The organism is Beduini sp. (assembly GCF_047239305.1).
GTDB lineage: Bacteria > Bacillota_I > Bacilli_A > Erysipelotrichales > Coprobacillaceae > Beduini.
In genome coordinates, this window is the sequence record NZ_JBKTEM010000001.1 from 559,019 (window position 1) to 577,244 (window position 18,226).

Annotated in this window: 20 protein-coding genes; 4 read left to right on the forward strand and 16 right to left on the reverse strand. The window is 37.2% G+C overall.

Features of this window, described 5'->3' with window-relative positions; all coding sequences use genetic code 11:
- Together ACLRVU_RS02845 and ACLRVU_RS02850 are read right to left on the reverse strand one after the other, a co-directional pair.
- Positions 1 to 162 (reverse strand): hypothetical protein, encoded by a 162-nt coding sequence (locus ACLRVU_RS02845; RefSeq protein ID WP_412890603.1) that lies wholly within the window; start codon positions 160 to 162, stop codon positions 1 to 3.
- Between the two features lie 144 nt (positions 163 to 306).
- Positions 307 to 870 carry a hypothetical protein gene (locus tag ACLRVU_RS02850; protein WP_412890604.1) on the reverse strand — a complete coding sequence of 188 codons (564 nt, stop codon included), beginning with the start codon at positions 868 to 870 and terminating at the stop codon, positions 307 to 309.
- A 565-nt stretch (positions 871 to 1,435) separates the two neighbouring features.
- On the opposite strand from ACLRVU_RS02850, the gene ACLRVU_RS02855 reads away from it, so the two are divergent.
- Positions 1,436 to 2,533, forward strand: coding sequence for a hypothetical protein (locus tag ACLRVU_RS02855; RefSeq protein ID WP_412890605.1), 1,098 nt, complete (start codon positions 1,436 to 1,438; stop codon positions 2,531 to 2,533).
- A 46-nt stretch (positions 2,534 to 2,579) separates the two neighbouring features.
- Here ACLRVU_RS02855 and ACLRVU_RS02860 read toward each other — a convergent pair whose 3' ends face one another.
- The 7 genes from ACLRVU_RS02860 to cls all read right to left on the reverse strand — a co-directional run bounded on the left by ACLRVU_RS02860 (position 2,580) and on the right by cls (position 8,469).
- Positions 2,580 to 3,695: a DNA cytosine methyltransferase gene (locus ACLRVU_RS02860; protein WP_412890606.1), complete on the reverse strand. Its 1,116-nt coding sequence runs from the start codon at positions 3,693 to 3,695 to the stop codon at positions 2,580 to 2,582.
- Positions 3,696 to 4,041: 346 nt separating this feature from the next.
- A complete protein-coding gene (locus tag ACLRVU_RS02865) occupies positions 4,042 to 4,485 on the reverse strand; it encodes a very short patch repair endonuclease (protein ID WP_412890607.1) in 444 nt (147 codons plus the stop codon).
- Positions 4,486 to 4,655: 170 nt separating this feature from the next.
- Positions 4,656 to 4,898 (reverse strand): hypothetical protein, encoded by a 243-nt coding sequence (locus tag ACLRVU_RS02870; RefSeq protein ID WP_412890608.1) that lies wholly within the window; start codon positions 4,896 to 4,898, stop codon positions 4,656 to 4,658.
- Positions 4,899 to 4,918: 20 nt separating this feature from the next.
- On the reverse strand, positions 4,919 to 5,263 hold the full coding sequence (locus ACLRVU_RS02875) for a hypothetical protein (protein ID WP_412890609.1): 345 nt from the start codon (positions 5,261 to 5,263) through the stop codon (positions 4,919 to 4,921).
- A gap of 253 nt (positions 5,264 to 5,516) precedes the next feature.
- Positions 5,517 to 6,656 (reverse strand): 23S rRNA (uracil(1939)-C(5))-methyltransferase RlmD, encoded by a 1,140-nt coding sequence (gene rlmD / locus ACLRVU_RS02880; protein WP_412890610.1) that lies wholly within the window; start codon positions 6,654 to 6,656, stop codon positions 5,517 to 5,519.
- A 12-nt stretch (positions 6,657 to 6,668) separates the two neighbouring features.
- Positions 6,669 to 6,929, reverse strand: coding sequence for a ParB N-terminal domain-containing protein (locus ACLRVU_RS02885; RefSeq protein ID WP_412890611.1), 261 nt, complete (start codon positions 6,927 to 6,929; stop codon positions 6,669 to 6,671).
- Positions 6,930 to 6,939: 10 nt separating this feature from the next.
- Complete coding sequence (cls, locus tag ACLRVU_RS02890) at positions 6,940 to 8,469, reverse strand: cardiolipin synthase (protein WP_412890612.1); 1,530 nt, start codon at positions 8,467 to 8,469, stop codon at positions 6,940 to 6,942.
- Positions 8,470 to 8,545: 76 nt separating this feature from the next.
- Here cls and ACLRVU_RS02895 point away from each other — a divergent pair, with 76 nt between their 5' ends.
- Positions 8,546 to 8,830, forward strand: a complete 285-nt coding sequence (locus ACLRVU_RS02895; RefSeq protein WP_412890613.1) for a hypothetical protein — start codon at positions 8,546 to 8,548, stop codon at positions 8,828 to 8,830.
- Between the two features lie 24 nt (positions 8,831 to 8,854).
- Here ACLRVU_RS02895 and ACLRVU_RS02900 read toward each other — a convergent pair whose 3' ends face one another.
- The 4 genes from ACLRVU_RS02900 to ACLRVU_RS02915 form a co-directional block, all read right to left on the reverse strand.
- A complete protein-coding gene (locus ACLRVU_RS02900; protein WP_412890614.1) occupies positions 8,855 to 9,799 on the reverse strand; it encodes an L-lactate dehydrogenase in 945 nt (314 codons plus the stop codon).
- Between the two features lie 54 nt (positions 9,800 to 9,853).
- Positions 9,854 to 11,542: a DUF2207 family protein gene (locus ACLRVU_RS02905; protein ID WP_412890615.1), complete on the reverse strand. Its 1,689-nt coding sequence runs from the start codon at positions 11,540 to 11,542 to the stop codon at positions 9,854 to 9,856.
- A complete protein-coding gene (locus tag ACLRVU_RS02910) occupies positions 11,535 to 12,077 on the reverse strand; it encodes a LemA family protein (RefSeq protein WP_412890616.1) in 543 nt (180 codons plus the stop codon). The genes ACLRVU_RS02905 and ACLRVU_RS02910 overlap by 8 nt, the downstream gene beginning before the upstream one ends.
- 103 nt (positions 12,078 to 12,180) lie before the next feature.
- Positions 12,181 to 12,708 carry a TetR/AcrR family transcriptional regulator C-terminal domain-containing protein gene (locus ACLRVU_RS02915; protein WP_412890617.1) on the reverse strand — a complete coding sequence of 176 codons (528 nt, stop codon included), beginning with the start codon at positions 12,706 to 12,708 and terminating at the stop codon, positions 12,181 to 12,183.
- A 127-nt stretch (positions 12,709 to 12,835) separates the two neighbouring features.
- Here ACLRVU_RS02915 and ACLRVU_RS02920 point away from each other — a divergent pair, with 127 nt between their 5' ends.
- Positions 12,836 to 14,272: a glycoside hydrolase family 1 protein gene (locus ACLRVU_RS02920; protein WP_412890618.1), complete on the forward strand. Its 1,437-nt coding sequence runs from the start codon at positions 12,836 to 12,838 to the stop codon at positions 14,270 to 14,272.
- A 13-nt stretch (positions 14,273 to 14,285) separates the two neighbouring features.
- Positions 14,286 to 14,693 carry a PTS sugar transporter subunit IIB gene (locus ACLRVU_RS02925; protein WP_147549004.1) on the forward strand — a complete coding sequence of 136 codons (408 nt, stop codon included), beginning with the start codon at positions 14,286 to 14,288 and terminating at the stop codon, positions 14,691 to 14,693.
- Between the two features lie 149 nt (positions 14,694 to 14,842).
- On the opposite strand, the gene ACLRVU_RS02930 is transcribed toward ACLRVU_RS02925, so the two are convergent.
- The 3 genes from ACLRVU_RS02930 to ACLRVU_RS02940 are packed head-to-tail and all read right to left on the reverse strand — an operon-like array spanning position 14,843 to position 18,225.
- Complete coding sequence (locus ACLRVU_RS02930) at positions 14,843 to 16,090, reverse strand: alkaline phosphatase family protein (RefSeq protein WP_412890619.1); 1,248 nt, start codon at positions 16,088 to 16,090, stop codon at positions 14,843 to 14,845.
- An 11-nt stretch (positions 16,091 to 16,101) separates the two neighbouring features.
- A complete protein-coding gene (locus ACLRVU_RS02935) occupies positions 16,102 to 17,394 on the reverse strand; it encodes an ABC transporter substrate-binding protein (RefSeq protein WP_412890620.1) in 1,293 nt (430 codons plus the stop codon).
- A 12-nt stretch (positions 17,395 to 17,406) separates the two neighbouring features.
- Positions 17,407 to 18,225 carry a carbohydrate ABC transporter permease gene (locus ACLRVU_RS02940; RefSeq protein WP_412890621.1) on the reverse strand — a complete coding sequence of 273 codons (819 nt, stop codon included), beginning with the start codon at positions 18,223 to 18,225 and terminating at the stop codon, positions 17,407 to 17,409.
- Position 18,226 lies beyond the last annotated feature (1 nt).

Here is an 18,226-nt window from a genome sequence, read left to right on the forward strand (position 1 = left end):
TCATCCCTTTCCTTTCCGTTTTCTTATTCCGCCAGACATCTTGTCCTTCCCGGATTCATACTCCCTGATTTCACCATCAATCCGCATTAATTTCTCCGCCAGGTTCTTCGCTACAATGCTGATAGCCTGCAAGATACCGATTAACTCCTTAGAATTTTCCATGAATCTTCTGCTCCTTTCTCCTGTATTCGGGGGCCGTAACTCACCCTCCTACTATCCGTAATGACACTTTTTCAAAAACTGGCAATGAAATCTGAAATTTTCTTCAAAAACCATTCGACAAATGCCGCCTCTCTTGTCGGATAACTATAATTCAATCCCTTTGTCCTCAAAAAAATCCCGCAGCTTATCCAAAACCTTTCCCTTGCGGAAAGCCAGAGTCCTCCTGTTCTCCCCTTTTAATCTGGCATACTCACAGACACTCATGTCCTCACCAAATACCTTTTCTGCAAGTTCCCTCTCGTTCGGAAGCAAGGATTCCATTGCCTCCTCTAAAACATCTAACATCATTTTCTTTTCCACCAATTCTTCCAGACTCCCTGCATCAATATCTGGAATTCCTCTGTCGTCAGCCGTCCCATCACACCATGCCTCATAAGATTCCTCCCTATATCCCTGTTCCTCTGCTCCGTCTTCTTCTGCTGCCACCATGGGCGGTAATAGTTCTGATATTCCTCTTCCGTAACCTCCATCCAAACCACTTCTTTTCCAGACTGGATTTTGATTTTTCTTCCTGACATCTGCTGTCCCTTTCTTTACTTCGCAGTAAAGCCAGGCACGAACAAATGCCCTTTTCCAAAAATGCACAAAAAAAGACCGCAGAAAATCCAGTTTCAGATTTTCTACGGTCTGTATTCGCCTTTTGTCCACATGGGGAATGCCCCGGTGGATACATTATTTTATTTCCAATATAACTGCTTTTCTTACAATGCAGATTAAAATACTCTGCGCGGTAGTTGTCTGTGGTGTCTATTCTATGATTCAGCCATGCTCTGTGGGCCGGAATCGCAGGATCAGGCATCTTCGCTCTCCTTCCTGGCAGTACCGCTCATATTCATGAACTTTCACGTACTCCATGCGGTCTGCTTTGATGCATTCCCTAAGGTTATGACACACCACTTTCCATGAATTTCCACGTATATTTAGTATTGCCAGTTTTATATGCAGTAAAACAAAAGTCCTAACAGATGTCCCCTTGCTTGTCATCAATGATTATATGGTACTATCTTCCACTTTTAGGATTTTATTGATGATATTTATGATACTTTCCGGCTTTTTATATATGAAAAACCTTTGTTTTATCCTTTATTTTCCCATTTTCTAATTGATTTTATAAAATTTTTATAATTTAAACGGGTTTTTATATATACAATTTTGATAATGTGTGATATTATTTTTTTATAAAAACCCGCTTATATATTCAAAGGAGGAAAATATGAGTATTATTACAGAAAATGGAATTACCGTTGCCGAAATCGTCAATCTACTAAGTTCTCTTTCCAGAGGGGCAGAATATCCTTATGTAAATGCTTCAACACATACAGTTGTTACAATTGAAGAGATTATCTCCCCATATGGTCCTGTCTATATCAAACGCTGGGATCCAACAAAAGGTGAAACCAAAAATGCCGCTGAACCTCAGTCAATTTCAACAGCGATGATTAGCCGTGTTGCAAACGCCATAACAAATGGCACACCGATTAACATTGACAGACTTTTAGGTGCATCTTACAACACCAGATCAGCCTTAGAAACCCTTTTATGCCATACACCACCATTTTACTATTGTTATCCCGGAAGAATTGAACTAATTCATGGTAAAACCAAAATCAAAGCTGGACATAAACACGTAATTTATTTACCCGAAAACCTACATGAAAAAGGAATTTTATGTGAAAAAAAATTAGAACATCTTGAAATCAATGAAATTCCTTCAAAAAATGTTGTATACAATGCTTTAGAGCTGCCTGCCAGCACACTAAAAACAGGTAAAGTAGATACTAATGAAAGCAGAATTCACTCGCAAATGCAAATGGCAATTTATGAAATCGGATGCAGTTTATCCTTAAAAACTTTTATTGCCCAAAACGATACTGGTATACGTTATAAAGGAAAAATGTTATCTGAACATGATAATATTGTTACTAAGCTCAATGAAATCCCTACTATTGGCGCCTTTGATGGTGCAGCTGATGCTGGAAAGCTTATTGATGCAATTTGGCTGGGTGACAAAAGCATTCCAGCTGTTTTTGAAGTTGAGCAATCTACTGGTGTAACCTCAGGGCTGACTCGTATGTCAAACTTTAAGAAGACTCTCCCCGAGTACCGTGGCATGAGATATATCATCGTTGCACCTGACGAGTATCGCGAAAAAGTAGTTCGCGAGATTAACAAGCCAGAATTTACTCATCTTCATGCATTCTATTTCCCATATTCATCAGTCAGCGAATTACTGGGACTCTGCCAGGCGCGAAAACTTAAAGGAATTACAGAAGCTTTTATCGAAACTTTTTTAGAAGATGTTTATGCCTAAAAGAAAAGCCTGTATCTCTGTTGATTGAGGTACAGGCTTTTTAGTATTACTGTCCAATATCCAATTCTGTTAAATAATCATGAATCGTCCTTGCGATTCCGCTTGACAGCATATATGGAACTCCATTTCCTATGGTTTTAAACATTGCTGTCAGTGTCATATCAGGTGGCAGAACAAATTCTTCCGGAAGCGATTGAATTGCCAACGCCTCTGCTGCAGACAGCCGCCTTGCATGGTACGGGTGAAGATGAACTTCATTATTACCATATGCTGCAGTAGGTGAGTATTTCCACCTGTGAAGCCTCTTATAACATTTTTTACTGACATCCCCTTCTTGATAGAGTTGCATTTTTGCAAGCCCTGCCCTAGGTACAAAATGATGCATTGCATTTGGATGAGTTTCTACATGATTTTTTTCAAACCAGTATTGTACTGTCAAAGTCTCCGGAATTCCCACAGGCATTGGCCGTACTCCACCTTCTTCAAAGTCCTGATTTTCCGGCCAAGGATATTCATTTATTTCATCCATTGTATGGAGCCGATACCGTAACCAAGGAAAATCTGGTATTTCAGTTCCTTCATGATTTTCCCCCAACAGCTCATTCTTTATACCAAAAAACAAAGCCCTTTCTCTATCTTGAGGAGCTCCAAATTCAAGAGCATTAGTTAACCGTTCAGTGGTACTATATCCAGCCACATGGAGCATCTCCTTCAATTCTTCAAAAAAAGCTCTATGCCGTTTTGTACTCCATAATCCTTTTACATTTTCAAAGAGGAAAAAATCTGGTTGTCTTTGCACAATCAAATTAACATATGAAAGTGACAATCTTCCATTATCGCCTTCCCGTCCACGGTTCTTTCCCGCAATCGAAAAGTCAGGACAGGGAGGTCCGCCTATGAATCCAACCAATTCGCCTTGTGCCCTGACCGCTTCCATATTCCTGCTAAGTTCTTCACGTTTCAAGGCATCATTCAAAAATACATTTACATCTCCTCTATAATATCCATATTCCGGCGGCTCAATCCCCATATTCTGCCTAGCATACTGGTATGCTCTCATAAATTCAGGATCAAACTCATTTACAAAGACTACATCAAAACCGTTTGTTTCAAACCCTAAATCTAAAAATCCACTACCAGAAAAGAAAGAAAAAACTTTCATCCAGCCATCTCCTTTATGTATCGTTCACATTAAAGCTTGCCTTACTTTTCATCTGTATGCTGAAAAGTAAACTTAATCCCCCTTTCACAGGCATATTCTGCTACCATATATCCCGTAAAAGGCCAGGAATTGCAAGTCTTTTATTTATAATTCCCAAGGTTTTTCCTTACTTTAGTGTAAAAAAACCAGTGTACCAAGTATATCAAATTGTCTTTTCTATTACAATCTTTTTTAGATTATTATGCAATGCATATTAATCCAGCACTTAATATCTATAAAATCCAAAAACAAAATGAACCATCATTATGTTTTTGATGGCGACCAAAAATTGTACTGTCATGCACCCCTATTCTATTTCATCTTTTTCCATCAACTGGTCAAAAATAGCTTCTTTTATTACCTGAACACATGACCCTGGATTTTTCTTTATATCTATTCCCCAAAAACGTATGACTTTCCACCCAAGATAATGAAGTTCTTTCTCTACCTCATTATCCCGGTTCATATTTCTCTCAATTTTCTTTATCCAATATTCACCTTTATCAGAACGTTCTAGCCGTAATTTTAAAGCGTCCCAGTCTTTCCCTTGGAAGAACTCACTATCACAAAATATAGCTATTTTATATTTTGTTAGTGCAATATCTGGTTTTCCGGGAAGTTTTTTATAATTTTTCCGGTATCTATACCCCTCATTCCATAAAGCCTTCCTTAATGCCAATTCAATTGAGGTGTCCTTTGACTTTATATTTTGCATATTTTTTCGCCGTTGTTCTTTTGTAAGGACATCCATGATATCACCACATTTCTGAAATTAGTAGCTTTATTATACCCTTGTTTACTCCCCTGTTTTTAAATCTATCTTCGTGGCTTAATAATTCATCATTTTCTAGTTATATGTCAAATACATACTGTCCCAATCAAAGTTGATCCGAGTTAGGTAATTAGTTTTTAATACCATAACTATTCATGAGACAAAGCCATTGTTTCTGCAAACACTTTATTATATAAAAAGATATTCTCTGGGAATTCTACCCATTGATAAAAAAATGACTCTGGGAAACAGTTCTCTTGATTAAGGACATCATCATATTTCCCATCCAAGCCTTCTTCATGAAGCATCTCTTTCACAATCAATATTGTGTCTGTATACATCGTAGCTCCGTGCAGTCTTCCAGCACCTTTTTCCATTGTAAAATCCATCATCCTCAATTTCCCTTTGCGATTCACACCCCAAATCCAATTATAAAATTTTTTGACATCTCAGCTATTTCATGAATAGCGTTCGTTGCTACCACCCCTGACCACGCTTCAGACAATATTTTATACTGCATACTCCCTTTTTGCGCCTCAGCTATATAAGTGTAAAGATGAGTGATCAAAACCATATTTCTCTTTGCATTTATTGGTACGAAAGTTCCCAAAACAGCTTCTGCACCCACACGTACAAACATATCCGCAATATTTACTGTTCCACTTTCCCTTGGGCTAACATGGCATGCACTTAAAACCACAACAAGCGGAACTCTATAATCGTTCTCATCCGCCATCCAAAATTCATTTCCAACCATTAGTCCTGCCATATTTCTTCTATTATTATCGCAATGCCCTAAATCATTCGTATTTTTGCCCCGGTGTATGACTTTTGCTAAAAAGTATGAGTTTTGCCAAATTGTTTCCGCTCCCCGGCAAAACCCATATCCAAGCACCTATTAAACTCACACGGCGTTACCCCATCCCCACTTCCACGGCAACTTATCCATATCTATTTTCGTAAAAACACAACTTCATTTCCACCAAATAATCCCGCAAACCCGCATAGAATCAAGGTTTCTTCACGAGAAGCACGGCGGTCTCCACATGCTCCGTCATGGGAAACATATCCACTGGAATCATCGTATCAAACGCATATCCCGCCTCTTTAAACAACCCTAGATCACGCACCTGTGTAGACGGATCACAAGAAATATAAACCACCTGTTTAGGCTTCAACGCTTTCACCGCATTGATAAAGGCAGGTGTTGTCCCACTGCGCGGCGGATCCATAATCACCGCATCAATTTCCACTTTCTCCTTTGCCAATTCCACCATAAATGCTGTGGCATCTTCATTAATGAAACGAATATTTTTGATGTTATTCATCTTAGCATTATAAATCGCATCCTTCACCGCATCTTTATTCAATTCAACCCCAATAACCTGCTTCGCTTTTTTAGAAGCTACCATTCCAATTGTTCCAATACCGCAATAAGTATCAATAACGGTTTCACTGCCTTTTAAATCCAATAAAGACAATGCCTTATTATAAAGCACCTCACACTGATCACGATTGATCTGATAAAATGATTTAGGTGAAATCTTGAATTTCAATCCACACAGCTCATCTTCAATATAGCCTTTACCAAAAAGAATCTTTTCATCATTCCCCAACACAATACTCGTTTTTCTTGTATTAATATTCATAACAATGGTTTTAATACTTTTAAACTGCGAAGTCAGTTCCTTCACAAAATTCTTAGAACCGGGAAAAACAGACGAAGTCGTCACTAAAACCACCATTGTCTGATTTGTTTTAATGCCTCGGCGAATCAATACATGACGTAAGAACCCCTTACGACGATCCTCATTATAAATCTGAATTTTATATTTACGCAGTAAAGAAGCAATTTTTTGGATAATCGCATCACTTTCTTCGTCATGCAGCAAACAAGTTGTATAAGGAATGATTTTATGTGAATTTTCTTCATAAAATCCTGCTTCATTACGCTGATTAAATCCCACAATCACCTTGTTTCGATAATGATAGGGATCTTGCGCTCCAATCGTATCTGCCACTTTAACTTGTGATAATTTTGCCTTTTTCACAAGCTGAACACAATATTCCCTCTTCTTTCTTAACTGCTCCTCATAAGCTAAATGCAAATAGTCACAGCTCCCACATTGTTTAAATATCTTACAGTTCATGTTATCCTCTTTCTAATGATGATTTCTTCCTCGCCAGCAATCATTCGAGCGATTGTTGCCGTTATTAACGACAATTGCTGGTACTTCTTTCACCCCTAAATCATTCAAAACCGCTAAGCGCTTATGTCCATCAATACAACAATACCCATTTTCTTTTACTTCTACCTTAATCGGAAAAGATAACCCAATCCTTTCCACACTGCTTTTTAATAAGTCATCATATTCTTTATTTATAAATTCAATTGTCTGAATCTGCAATTTTATAATACGCATATTCACCTTTCTACATTAACGGTGCAAACAGCTTTAAAAGGACCGCAATGATTCTTAAATACCATGGTTTTGATTTAAAATAGCCAATAAAAACAGGCTGAGAAACTTCCAACGTTTCATAATAATCTTTTTTAATATCGTAAACAGCACTGGTTCCCAGCATATATGTCCCACACTCAAAATGATGCACCAAGCTGCGATAATCTAAATTAATAGTCCCCACCGTTGCCACATGGTCATCACTGATAAACGTTTTAGCGTGAATAAATCCAGGTGTATATTCATAAATCTTAACACCAGCTTTAAGCAATTGATCATAGCTTGCCTGACCAATTAAATGCACATACCACTTATCAGGAATAAAAGGCATGATAATACGAACATCTACTCCACGTTTTGCCGCATTGCATAAGGCAATCATTAAATCATTATCGATAATTAAATATGGCGTTGTGATATAGACATAATGATTTGCCTGATTAATAATGTTAAGATAAACGTTTTCTCCTACCAGTTCATAATCCAAAGGACTATCTTCATAGCATTGTACATAGCCATTTTCAATCGGAAGACTTTCTTTATCATAGAGGAAGACAGAAAAATCTTCATCTTCATCCATATAATAATTCCATGTCTCTAAAAACATTAAAGTGAAATCATTAACACCTTCCCCTTCCAACATCACTGCGTTATCTTTCCAATGACCGAAGCGGCGAACCTTATTTATATATTCATCGGCAATATTAATACCACCATTAAAAGCAATCTCACCATCAATAACGGTAATCTTTCGATGATCACGATTATTATGCACGATAGATAAAATCGGTTCAAAAGGATTAAACGCCATTGCTTTTATTCCATGGGATCTTAAATAACGAAAATATTCAGGCGGCAGTGTCGTCAAACAGCCAAGATCGTCATAGATAAAGCGCACTTCTACGCCCTCTTTTACTTTATCAACCAAAATATCCAGTACCGTTTGAAGCATATAGCCTTCATCTACAATAAAGCTTTCAATAAAGATATACTTTTTAGCTCGCTTCATTTTTTCACACATCGCTTCAAACATATTCTCGCCTAAGGGGAAATAAGTCGTTTTCGTATGAGCATAGACTCTCGCGTTTGAATAATTTCGCAAATAATTGACCTGTCCGATATAATGTGGAAAATCTATTTGCAGTTGTTTAAATGTTTCTTGATCGCTGTAAGATGCACTGTTTCTTAAAGCGTATAATTTATCATTTTCTTTCTTTAAAGCTTTAGATACATGGTTTTGCCCAAATAATAAATACAAAGCCCCGCCAAATAACGGAATCAACATCATGATCACCAGCCATGGCAGTTTCAAAGACGGAGAAGTCTCTTTATTTATTAAATAAAGAACCATGATAATGCTTAATAAAATAAAGAAAATATAAATATATGTAAACACATGGGAAAAGCTGTTAATCAAAACTAATAGTATAATAGCCTGAATAATAATCAGTAAAATCGTTACCATGCGTCGGCTTAAAACCAAATTGGTAAATTTTCTCATATTTATACCTCTTTCTAGTCATTTATTATAACATAATTTTATTTGATTGCATAATTATAACTGAAAGGATGATAATATGTTCTATGCTGATTTAGATTTAGGTCCCGTAGATCTTGGATTTGTCTTCCCACCATTTTGGGGACCACAACCGCCTTTTTGGGGACCACGCCCGCCATTTATTTTTCCAGTTCCGCCTATTTGGCCGCCGCGTCCGCCTTTTGGACCTCGTCCACCATTTGGTCCAGGTCCAGGAAGACCACCATTTGGACCAGGTCCGGGAGGACCAGGACGTCCACCATTCGGTCCGGGTCCAGGAAGACCGCCGTTTGGACCAGGGAGACCCGGAGGACGCGAATATTAAAAGCAACCAAACGGTTGCTTTTTATTATTCTATATAGTTGTTAATCGTTTGTTGTAAGGTTTCACAGCTATGGTTAAATTTGTTCTTATCATTTTCATTTAATTCCAGCTTGATAAGCTCTTTAATTCCCTGACGGCCAATAATAGCCGGCACTCCGATATAAAGCCCTTGTTTTCCATACTCCCCGCTTTGATAAGCAGATACTGTCAAAATACTATTTTCATCATTAAAGATTGCTGACAGCAAACGGTTTAAAGATAAGCCGATGCCATAATACGTCGCTTTTTTTCTTTCAATAATTTCATAAGCCGCATTCCTTACTAAATCATAGATATGCTGAATGCTATCCATATTCTTATCTTTTTCAACCAGATATTCTAATAACGGCTTGCAGCCAATAAAGCAATTCATCCAAGGAACAAATGAGGAATCACCATGTTCGCCTAAAATATAGGCATGAATATTAGAACTGCTGATCTGCAGATAGTCTCCCATGTAATAGCGCAGACGTGCTGTATCCAGTAAGGTTCCCGAACCGATTACTCGAGTCGGATTCATCCCCGATGCTTTCATGACTACATAACTCATAATATCCACGGGATTGCTTGCCACTACAAAAATCCCATCAAAATGATTTTCCATCACTTTGACCGTAATATCTTTCATTATCTTCGCATTAATCTGTGTTAATTCTAAACGTGACTGTCCCTCTTTTTGATTTGCACCGGCACAGATCACCACTACATCTGCATCCCGACATTCACTGTAGTCTCCCGGTCTGACTAATATCTTTTTATTTAAGTAAGGAAGTCCGTGATTTAAATCCATTGCTTCACCGATTGCTTTTTCATAGTTTTGATCAATTAAAACCAATTCGTCAATGCCTCCGGTATTAAGCAAAGAATAGGCTAAGGACATGCCTACAAATCCTACTCCAACCAATACCACTTTTCTTTGTTCGTTATTCATTTTATCACCCATTATAGTATGAGCGAAAAAAAAGAAGATAAACAGCAAAACTGTTTATCTTACACCACCACCGGAACCACCGCCGCTGAAACCGCCGCCTCCGCCGCCACCAGAAAAGCTGGTAGATTGAGAAGACTGGAATCCAGCCGAGTAACCTTGGTGCAATGAATAATTCATATGATTAATCATCATAATCGTTGCATATGGATTTGAGTAATAAGGAATATATTCTTCGAAATATTTAGGATACAATTCCTCAAACTGTCTGCTTACCTCACTGGCAATGCCGTATAGACTGGCATAAATTAAATAATCTTTCCATAGGTACACTTCCCTAGCTTCACGTTCATTGACCAATGTAAATTCTTTCAGATAAAATTTTAGTCCGAGAACTTCTTCAACTTTTGTTTTTCCCATGTCATTAATATAGCGCTGTTTCGCTTTAATGAGATGGAACAATCCTTTTTTAGTATATGTTGAAATAAATCCGTTATCTGTAAAATAGTTTTCACCGTTCAGTTTTATAGATTCGAGCCAGCTTTCAACATCTTCATAATTATTTTTAGCCCAGCTTTCAAATTCGTCTTCCTGTAGAATATGATCTCTTCCGCTGGCTTTATAAAGCATTTCATACAGCTGTTTTTCTAAATAATGATCAATTCCCAGGTTATTTTCAAAAACGATTGAAGGCTGCTGCTTAGATCTGAACAATCCCGACTTTTCTGTCACTTCAATACGAATATTTTTATTCAGCATCCATCTTAATAAATAAGCCCCTATAATATCCGTCTCGTTTTTTAATTCACTAGTCTGAATCAATGAGAAATAAGCTGGAATTAGATTTCCGTCAAAAGGAATATCTCGATAGTAGTTGACATCACGTTTAGAAACATGATATTTCTTCACTTTACGAGAACTTGCATAGAAACGCACCGTATAAATAAAAATGAATAGTAATACCGCACCACCTCCAACAATCGCAATTGGAGCAATCATTTCAAATAAGTTCAGCCGCCCTCTTTCATTCGCTTCTTTTTCTACTTCAGCATAGGTTTTATCTACCTTGTTTGCAGGTGAAAACATGCCTTTATCAAAACGCATTAAAATAGTAGCATGATTCTTGCTTGAAAGACTTTTGCTAGATGTGGCATACAAATAGTCACTGTATAATATGACATCTCCTTTAAACCCCATCCCTTGATACTTGGTATTTTGATCACTGAATTTGACACTATCGGCACTAATAGTAATACTGACCTTTTGCGGCGGATTACTCATCTTATCATTAACCAAGCGCTGATTAAATCCATCATAATCCTCATAGCTGTTAATAAAATTGGTCATCGTATACGATATAGTATAGCGATTTCTCCCATACTGACTTACTCCCCAGCAAATTTCATAGCCTGAAGAGATTTTATTTAATCCGCATTTATACTTTTTTTGTTCAAATGATAAAGAGGTGTTCCATCTATCAAACGTAGTAAACACATTGCCTTTATCATCTTTTACCCGTAAATCTAAAATTTCACAATCGTTTAAGTGACTTTCATCTTTATAAACTTCAGTTCCTTCATCAATATACATATCCCAAACTTCTTCGATATAAGCATCCCCATTAGGTTGAAGATATACATGAATATCAATTGAATTACATGTAATGGCTTCAACTCTCACCAAACAGCTAACCGCAATGAGAATCGCCAATAATGAAAAGACACACTTTTTCAGTGATTTAAACATTCGGCATGGCTTCCTTTGCTTCATCCATTTCCAGATAATCTTTTAAATCACCAAAGCCCAACATGCTCGCAAATAAGCTTGCCGGCAATTGTCTGATCTTACGGTTAAATTTAGTAACCGTATCGTTGTATACCATCTGACTATAGCGTACTTGATCTTCGTATTGCTTTAAGCTCTCCATTGTTTTCGTGTAGACTTGATCTGCTTTCAAGTCAGGATATGCTTCAGAAATAACCTGAAATTTTGAGATTGCCTGTTCCATGATTTTTTGTTGTTCATTGATTTTATTAACATCATCATTTTTTGTCAAGGTCTGTCTTTGCTTTACGACATCCATTAATGTCTTATATTCGTAATCAGAATAATCTTTTGTTAATTTTACTAAGCTGGTAATCGCTTCCCAGCGTGCATTTTGCTGAACACTGATCTGTGACAATGCGTTATAGCAATTCTCATCTAAATGAACCAAGCGTCGCTGAATGACAACTAAATACCCTACAACGATGGCAATAATAGCTACGATAATGATTAGCATATGCTGCACCTCCCTTTTTCTTTATTATAGCAGTTCTTGATTAAGATTACTCGTTTTTCAAAAAAATAAAAATACCTTTCCGATAAAATAGTTTCAAAAAAACTTATTTCAAAACGTCAAACGGAGCCGGAATAAGATCAAGCATTAAGGATGCCATATATTTCGTTGTTTCTCTGTCTTTCTTTCTAAACCAGCGATAAATTACATAGATTTGACCGCTAATCATAGAAGTCAGGCGATAATATTCATCTTCATTTAATTCTTTCTTTTTTGTTTTTGTAAGATAAAGCTTTGTCATTCCATCACTTAGATACTGATAAAGATAGTCAAGCAGGCTGTTTCTTCCTTTCATCCTATATACTTTTGTAAAGAAATTTTCTTCTTCTAAAAAAAGTTCAAAAATATCTCTAAACACTGTTTCCAAATCCGCATCAGCATAGCCGTCTAAAATACGTACAAGATGATTCTCTAAAAAGACACCCGCTATATCATATTTATCTAAAAAATAGCGATAAAAGGTTGATCTTGCTACTCCGGCTCTATCCAAAATCATTTGAATGGTTATATCCTGAAAACTCTTTTCCTGAAGTAGGTCCATCATCGCCTGAATAATAAACTGTTTTGTTTTCACTGTGTTCACCTCTTAGTTTACTATATCATACAAAATATCAATAAAGTACGATTTCGAACTTTTTTTATAATCCTTCTGTTTCTCTTTACCTTATTTAATTTTATAGTAAAAGCAGGAGGAAACGAATATGCAAATAACTCAAAATACATCATTCCCTAAACATTTTTTATGGGGTGCTTCAACATCAAGTTTTCAGTTTGAAGGAGGTGCAACGTTAGGAAACAAAGGAATTTCTGTTCAAGATCTTCAGCAGCCTAATCCTGGATGCTGTGATTTTAGTGTCGCCAGTGATCACTACCATCATTATAAGGAGGATATTGCATTAATGGCAGAAATGGGTTTCAAAGCCTATCGAATGTCGATTGCCTGGTCACGAATCTTACCTGATGGGTTTCATCTAAATCCAGAGGGCATTAACTTTTATAAAAATATATTTAATGAATGTCACCGTTACCATATTGAACCAATTGTCACAATCTTTCATTTTGATATCCCGCAGGCACTGATTGATCTCTATGGCAGCTGGCTGGATCGCAGAATGATCGATGCTTATGTGGATTACGCCAAGCAATTATTCAAGCACTATAAAGATGATGTTCATTACTGGCTGACGTTTAATGAACAAAATATGCTGATCTTTTTTGGGGCGGTCGATATAATGGGATCAAACCGCATGTTTCACAGTGATAAAGAATTATATCAGCAAGCTCATCATCAATTAGTTGCCCAGGCAAGAGCAATGATCTTATGTCATGAACTATGTCCGACTGCAAAAATCGCTCCTGTCCCGAATATAACCTGCTGTTATCCAAAGACATGTCATCCGCTTGATTATATTGCCGCAAAACGTTTTTGTGATCTGAGAAACTATTTTTATCTTGATGCTTTAGTAAAAGGACAGTACCCTACTACTTGTTTAAGCTATTTACAACAGCAAGAAGCAATGTTTACATGGGAAGCAAAAGACATGGACTATTTAAAAAATGCTCATCCCGATTTTATTGCATTTAATTATTATGGCGGAGCAACCATTGAACATTGGAAAAAAGAAGACGCTCCAAATCTGGAACAGCTTCAAAACATGGAAAATCATGATATAAGCTTTCTTTCTATTTTAGCCCAAAAGCCATCAATCGGAAAATCGGTCAGCAATGAATACATCGCTAAAACAAGCTACAACATGAATATCGATCCAATTGGCTTAACTGCTACTCTAATCGATCTATATGACCGCTATCATTTACCTTTAATCATTACAGAAAATGGATGTGGGTGTGAAGATGAACTGACACCGGATGGGTGTATTCATGATGATTATCGCATCGATTATTTAAGACAGCATATTTTAGCAGTAAAAGCAGCACTTGATTTAAACGTTGATGTTTTTGGTTATTGTCCTTGGTCAGCCATTGATCTTATCAGTACCCGCGAAGGCTGCAGGAAACGTTATGGCTTCGTTTATGTTAATCGTGATGACTTTGATATAAAAGATTTGAAGCGAATTCGCAAGGATTCTTTTTATTGGTATCAAAAAGTGATACAATCTAATGGAAGTCAACTATAAGGAGGAAACAATAATGTTGAAAATTTTAATTTGCTGTGGCGGTGGTTTTTCATCTAGTGCAATGGTAACCAAAGTAAAAAAGGAAATCGTTGAAAAACATCTAGAAGATAAAGTCATGATTGATTTTTACCCTTTCACTCTTGCCAATGAAATCATGAGTAAATACGATGTATTAATGGCGTGTCCGCATTTAAGATATGGAGTTCCTCAATTCATTAAGGCATATGAAAAAGAATGTATCCCTATTTATCTATTGCCACCTAAAATGTATGGAACCATGAATTTGGAAGATATTATGGAAGATGCAGAAGATATCATTGCCGGATTTAAAGAAACCAAAATGAATCCTTTCCACTTTCCCGGTGAAGATAATGTTTTAAAAGTAAGAAGAATTCATAGCTACAGAAGAGAACATCAATAAACCTCACCATTATTCCTAGCCTTACATCAAAGAATTAAATAATAGTAATACGGCTTAATTTCCTATTTAATGAAATTAAGCCTTTTTTCATTGTCTGACATAATAAAACCCTGCCGATAAACAGGGTCAGGATAGGAGCTTGTTTTATTTTATATCAGAGCAGTTCCGTCAATATCATCCGGGATCACGAATCCTAATAATTTCATGAAGGTTGGAAATTCATCCACTAAACGTCCATGTTCAATTACTCTTGCAGGTAATTGTGAATTATAGATGATAAACGGCGGGCGATCCCCTTTGATCGGTAAATGTCCATGGGTTGCTTTCGCATATTTATAGTCATCATTATTGATTTCATTTACAATTTCTACATCCACATCATTGGATATAGAGATAAACGGACAACTTTCAACAACATAATCAAAATCTCCTGATAAATGCATGCTGTTAAGCTGATCGCTGTTGAAAATATGTTCAATGTAACCTAAGCGTTTTGCTTCTTCTAAGATACCAATCACTTTAGCGGCTACTAATTTGTTTTTAATATAGACATGTCCGGAAATTCCGGCGGACTGAACATAGGCATCATAATCCATAACATTGCCTAATCCGTCAGTTTTAATCAGTCCTTCTCGTCTCAGCATTTCGTTAATGCTGACCACACGATGAATATTTAACTGACCGTGATCTCCCAAAATAACAAATGTTGTCTTATCAAAGATCCCGGCACGTTTATACATTTCAAAGATATTGGCAAGCCAATGTCCATGTTTTTGCTGGGCTTCAAAGATGGCTTCTCCTTGTGTTCCGTTGATATGGCGAACATGGTCGAGTGTTGCTTGATGCAAGAACAGCACATCCGGCTGATAATGATCGACGATATCCATTACCGCTGCTTCGGCAAACGTATCCAGAGCTAAGTTCTCTTTCCAATTCAGTAAATGTTTATTGCGATAATATACTTTCTTTCCTTCTAAAGAAGCTGCGTTTAAGATAGCCGAATTACTTCTTTCATAATCCAAAGGCCAGATTTCCGGCAGTAAGTAATCAATCGGTCCGCCTCCGGTTACCGGCCATGATACCGCTGCCGTTGTCAGCTTGTTTTCTCTTGCATAATCAAAGATCGTCTTTACTTTCAGATCCTTATAATGCCAAAACCAGTTGCCGTTGTGAATACCGGGATCTAATTTTTCATTATGAAAGATCCCGTGTTTATTGGGATAGCATCCGGTCATGATGGTGGCATGACAAGGGTAAGTCAACGTCGGATAGATACATTCAATATTTTTAACGATGATACTGTCTGATAAAGCTTCATTGAATCCCGTCAGATTTTTAACCTTGTCCAAATCACTGGTAAACAATGAATCTACACTGATAACAACTAATTTTCTCATGCTATCCTCCGTTATTTATTTTCCTGTAAGATCTTGGTTGCACTGTCCGCAGCGGTGTCTAAGGCTGCTTTAGGATCTTCATTGGTCGTAAATATTTTATCTAAAGCTGTCGTATAGACTTTCGCTGCTTCAACATAACCTTTGTTCATTGGACGTCCGCTTCCATACTGCAGCTGATCTAAAGCTACTTTAAACTGCGGTGTCTGTTCATATAATGCTTTGATTTCATCACTGTCAATTGCTGTTTGAGTTGTTGGCAAGTATCCTGTTTTCTTATGAGAATAGACCACTTGTTCCTGATCAGTCATGAAGTTAATGAACATTGCAGCGGCTTCTTTTTGCTTATCACTTAACTTTGAAGTCATGACAATATTGCAGCCACCAGTAGGCACACTGTATTCTTTACCGCAAGGAATGAAAGCTGTTCCGATTTCATAGCCATTTTGATTGGCGATATCCAGGGTATTGTTTAAACTTCCAGTTGATCCAAGCCACATCGCTACTTTCTGATTCATCTGTTCTGTGCTTAACGTATCGCTGGCATTATTTCCGCTGTAATATTTAAAATTACTGTTAGCAAGTCCGTCTTTTAAAAAGCTGACTGCTTCTAAGGCTTCCGGCTGATTGAAAACTGCAGTAGTTTCATCTGCACTGACAGTATTTCCGCCATTCCCCTTTGTCAATGCTTCAAAATGCCAAACATCGTTCAGGAATCCAAACCCTTTTACGCCCAAAGATTCTAATTGTTTAGAAACACTTGCCAGCTCCTCCCAATTTTTAGGGGCTTCACTGATTCCAGCCTGATCGAATAGAGTTTTATTATAATAGAAGATCGGTGTACTTCTTAAATAAGGAACTCCGTATAGTTTTGAATCAACATAAGAGTTTTCCATTAACCCCGATAAGAAGTTAGCTTCTTTTTCATCAGAGATATAAGAGTCCAATGGTTCTAACATACCGGCTGCTGCAAATGTCTTGATACTGCCGATTTCCATGACCGAAATGGCAGGCTGTTCATTGGCTACAAAGGCACTCTGTAATTTCGCATGCAGGTCATCATAAGTTCCCTGATACTCTGCTGTAATATGAATATTGTTTTCTTTTCCAATCGTATCATTAAATTTTTGAGTGAGTTCTAAATTGTTTTCGGCAACTTTATCCTGCCATGAATACCAGAATGTTAATTCCGTTACCTCGCTGGCTCCTCCATTATTTTCTTTATTGGTTGAACAGCCAAATAAGGCAACAGTCATCAGTGACGCTAAAGTAACTTTTAAAAGCTTATTCAGTTTTGTTTTTCTCATTTTTTTCTCCTGTTATTTATCTCCCATATAGGTGAATGCTTTGATAATTTGTTTTTGTGCCAGTAAGAAAGCAATTAGGATTGGAATAACCAGCATTACATTTCCTGCCATTAAGACATGGAAATTAACGCCGCTTTCAATATTTCTTAAAGAAGCAATTCCAACCGGCAATGTTCTTACGGTGTCTTTGGTCGTTAAAACTAAAGGCCAGAAATAATCGTTCCAAGTATTGATGAACGTCAAGAGTCCTAAAGTTGTCAGCGTTGGCCTAGCTAACGGCAGCATGATTTTGCGAATGATCTTAAATTCACTTGCCTTGTCCAGTTTAGCCGCTTCAATCAATTCTTTAGGCACCTGCTTAAAGGTCTGGCGCAGCATGAAGATTCCAAAGGCACTAGAAGCAAACGGCAAAATCAAACTTTGATACGTATTGATCCAGCCTAGTTTTGAAAACATGACAAATAAAGGCAGGAAGACAAGCTGAGCAGGAATCATCATTGTAATCATGATTAATCCAAACAAAATCTTATCCCCTTTAAACTTATATCTGGCAAAAGCATATGCCGCCGGAACAATGGTACACATCTGCAGGATCAAGACACTTAATGTAACAATGACACTGTTTCCCAGATACTGCATGAACGGAATCGCTTCAAATGCCCGTTTAAAATTCTCCCATTGAAAGATCTCCGGCCACATCGTCGGTGGTATTCTGACGGTTTCTCCCAAGGTTTTGACAGATGTCGTAAACATCCAATAAAAGGGAAAGAAGAAGATCAGAAAGAGAACGACCGTAATAAATATACGTGGTGTTTTTTTTACTATTTTCATG

Bases quoted from the DNA above. Each gene is read 5' to 3' on its own strand.
- ACLRVU_RS02845 (WP_412890603.1), bottom strand. From the start codon at position 162: ATGGAAAATTCTAAGGAGTTAATCGGTATCTTGCAGGCTATCAGCATT.
- ACLRVU_RS02855 (WP_412890605.1), top strand. From the start codon at position 1,436: ATGAGTATTATTACAGAAAATGGAATTACCGTTGCCGAAATCGTCAAT.
- ACLRVU_RS02860 (WP_412890606.1), bottom strand. From the start codon at position 3,695: ATGAAAGTTTTTTCTTTCTTTTCTGGTAGTGGATTTTTAGATTTAGGG.
- ACLRVU_RS02865 (WP_412890607.1), bottom strand. From the start codon at position 4,485: ATGGATGTCCTTACAAAAGAACAACGGCGAAAAAATATGCAAAATATA.
- ACLRVU_RS02870 (WP_412890608.1), bottom strand. From the start codon at position 4,898: ATGATGGATTTTACAATGGAAAAAGGTGCTGGAAGACTGCACGGAGCT.
- ACLRVU_RS02875 (WP_412890609.1), bottom strand. From the start codon at position 5,263: ATGGTTGGAAATGAATTTTGGATGGCGGATGAGAACGATTATAGAGTT.
- rlmD (WP_412890610.1), bottom strand. From the start codon at position 6,656: ATGAACTGTAAGATATTTAAACAATGTGGGAGCTGTGACTATTTGCAT.
- ACLRVU_RS02885 (WP_412890611.1), bottom strand. From the start codon at position 6,929: ATGCGTATTATAAAATTGCAGATTCAGACAATTGAATTTATAAATAAA.
- cls (WP_412890612.1), bottom strand. From the start codon at position 8,469: ATGAGAAAATTTACCAATTTGGTTTTAAGCCGACGCATGGTAACGATT.
- ACLRVU_RS02895 (WP_412890613.1), top strand. From the start codon at position 8,546: ATGTTCTATGCTGATTTAGATTTAGGTCCCGTAGATCTTGGATTTGTC.
- ACLRVU_RS02900 (WP_412890614.1), bottom strand. From the start codon at position 9,799: ATGAATAACGAACAAAGAAAAGTGGTATTGGTTGGAGTAGGATTTGTA.
- ACLRVU_RS02905 (WP_412890615.1), bottom strand. From the start codon at position 11,542: ATGTTTAAATCACTGAAAAAGTGTGTCTTTTCATTATTGGCGATTCTC.
- ACLRVU_RS02910 (WP_412890616.1), bottom strand. From the start codon at position 12,077: ATGCTAATCATTATCGTAGCTATTATTGCCATCGTTGTAGGGTATTTA.
- ACLRVU_RS02920 (WP_412890618.1), top strand. From the start codon at position 12,836: ATGCAAATAACTCAAAATACATCATTCCCTAAACATTTTTTATGGGGT.
- ACLRVU_RS02925 (WP_147549004.1), top strand. From the start codon at position 14,286: ATGTTGAAAATTTTAATTTGCTGTGGCGGTGGTTTTTCATCTAGTGCA.
- ACLRVU_RS02930 (WP_412890619.1), bottom strand. From the start codon at position 16,090: ATGAGAAAATTAGTTGTTATCAGTGTAGATTCATTGTTTACCAGTGAT.
- ACLRVU_RS02935 (WP_412890620.1), bottom strand. From the start codon at position 17,394: ATGAGAAAAACAAAACTGAATAAGCTTTTAAAAGTTACTTTAGCGTCA.
- ACLRVU_RS02940 (WP_412890621.1), bottom strand. From the start codon at position 18,225: ATGAAAATAGTAAAAAAAACACCACGTATATTTATTACGGTCGTTCTC.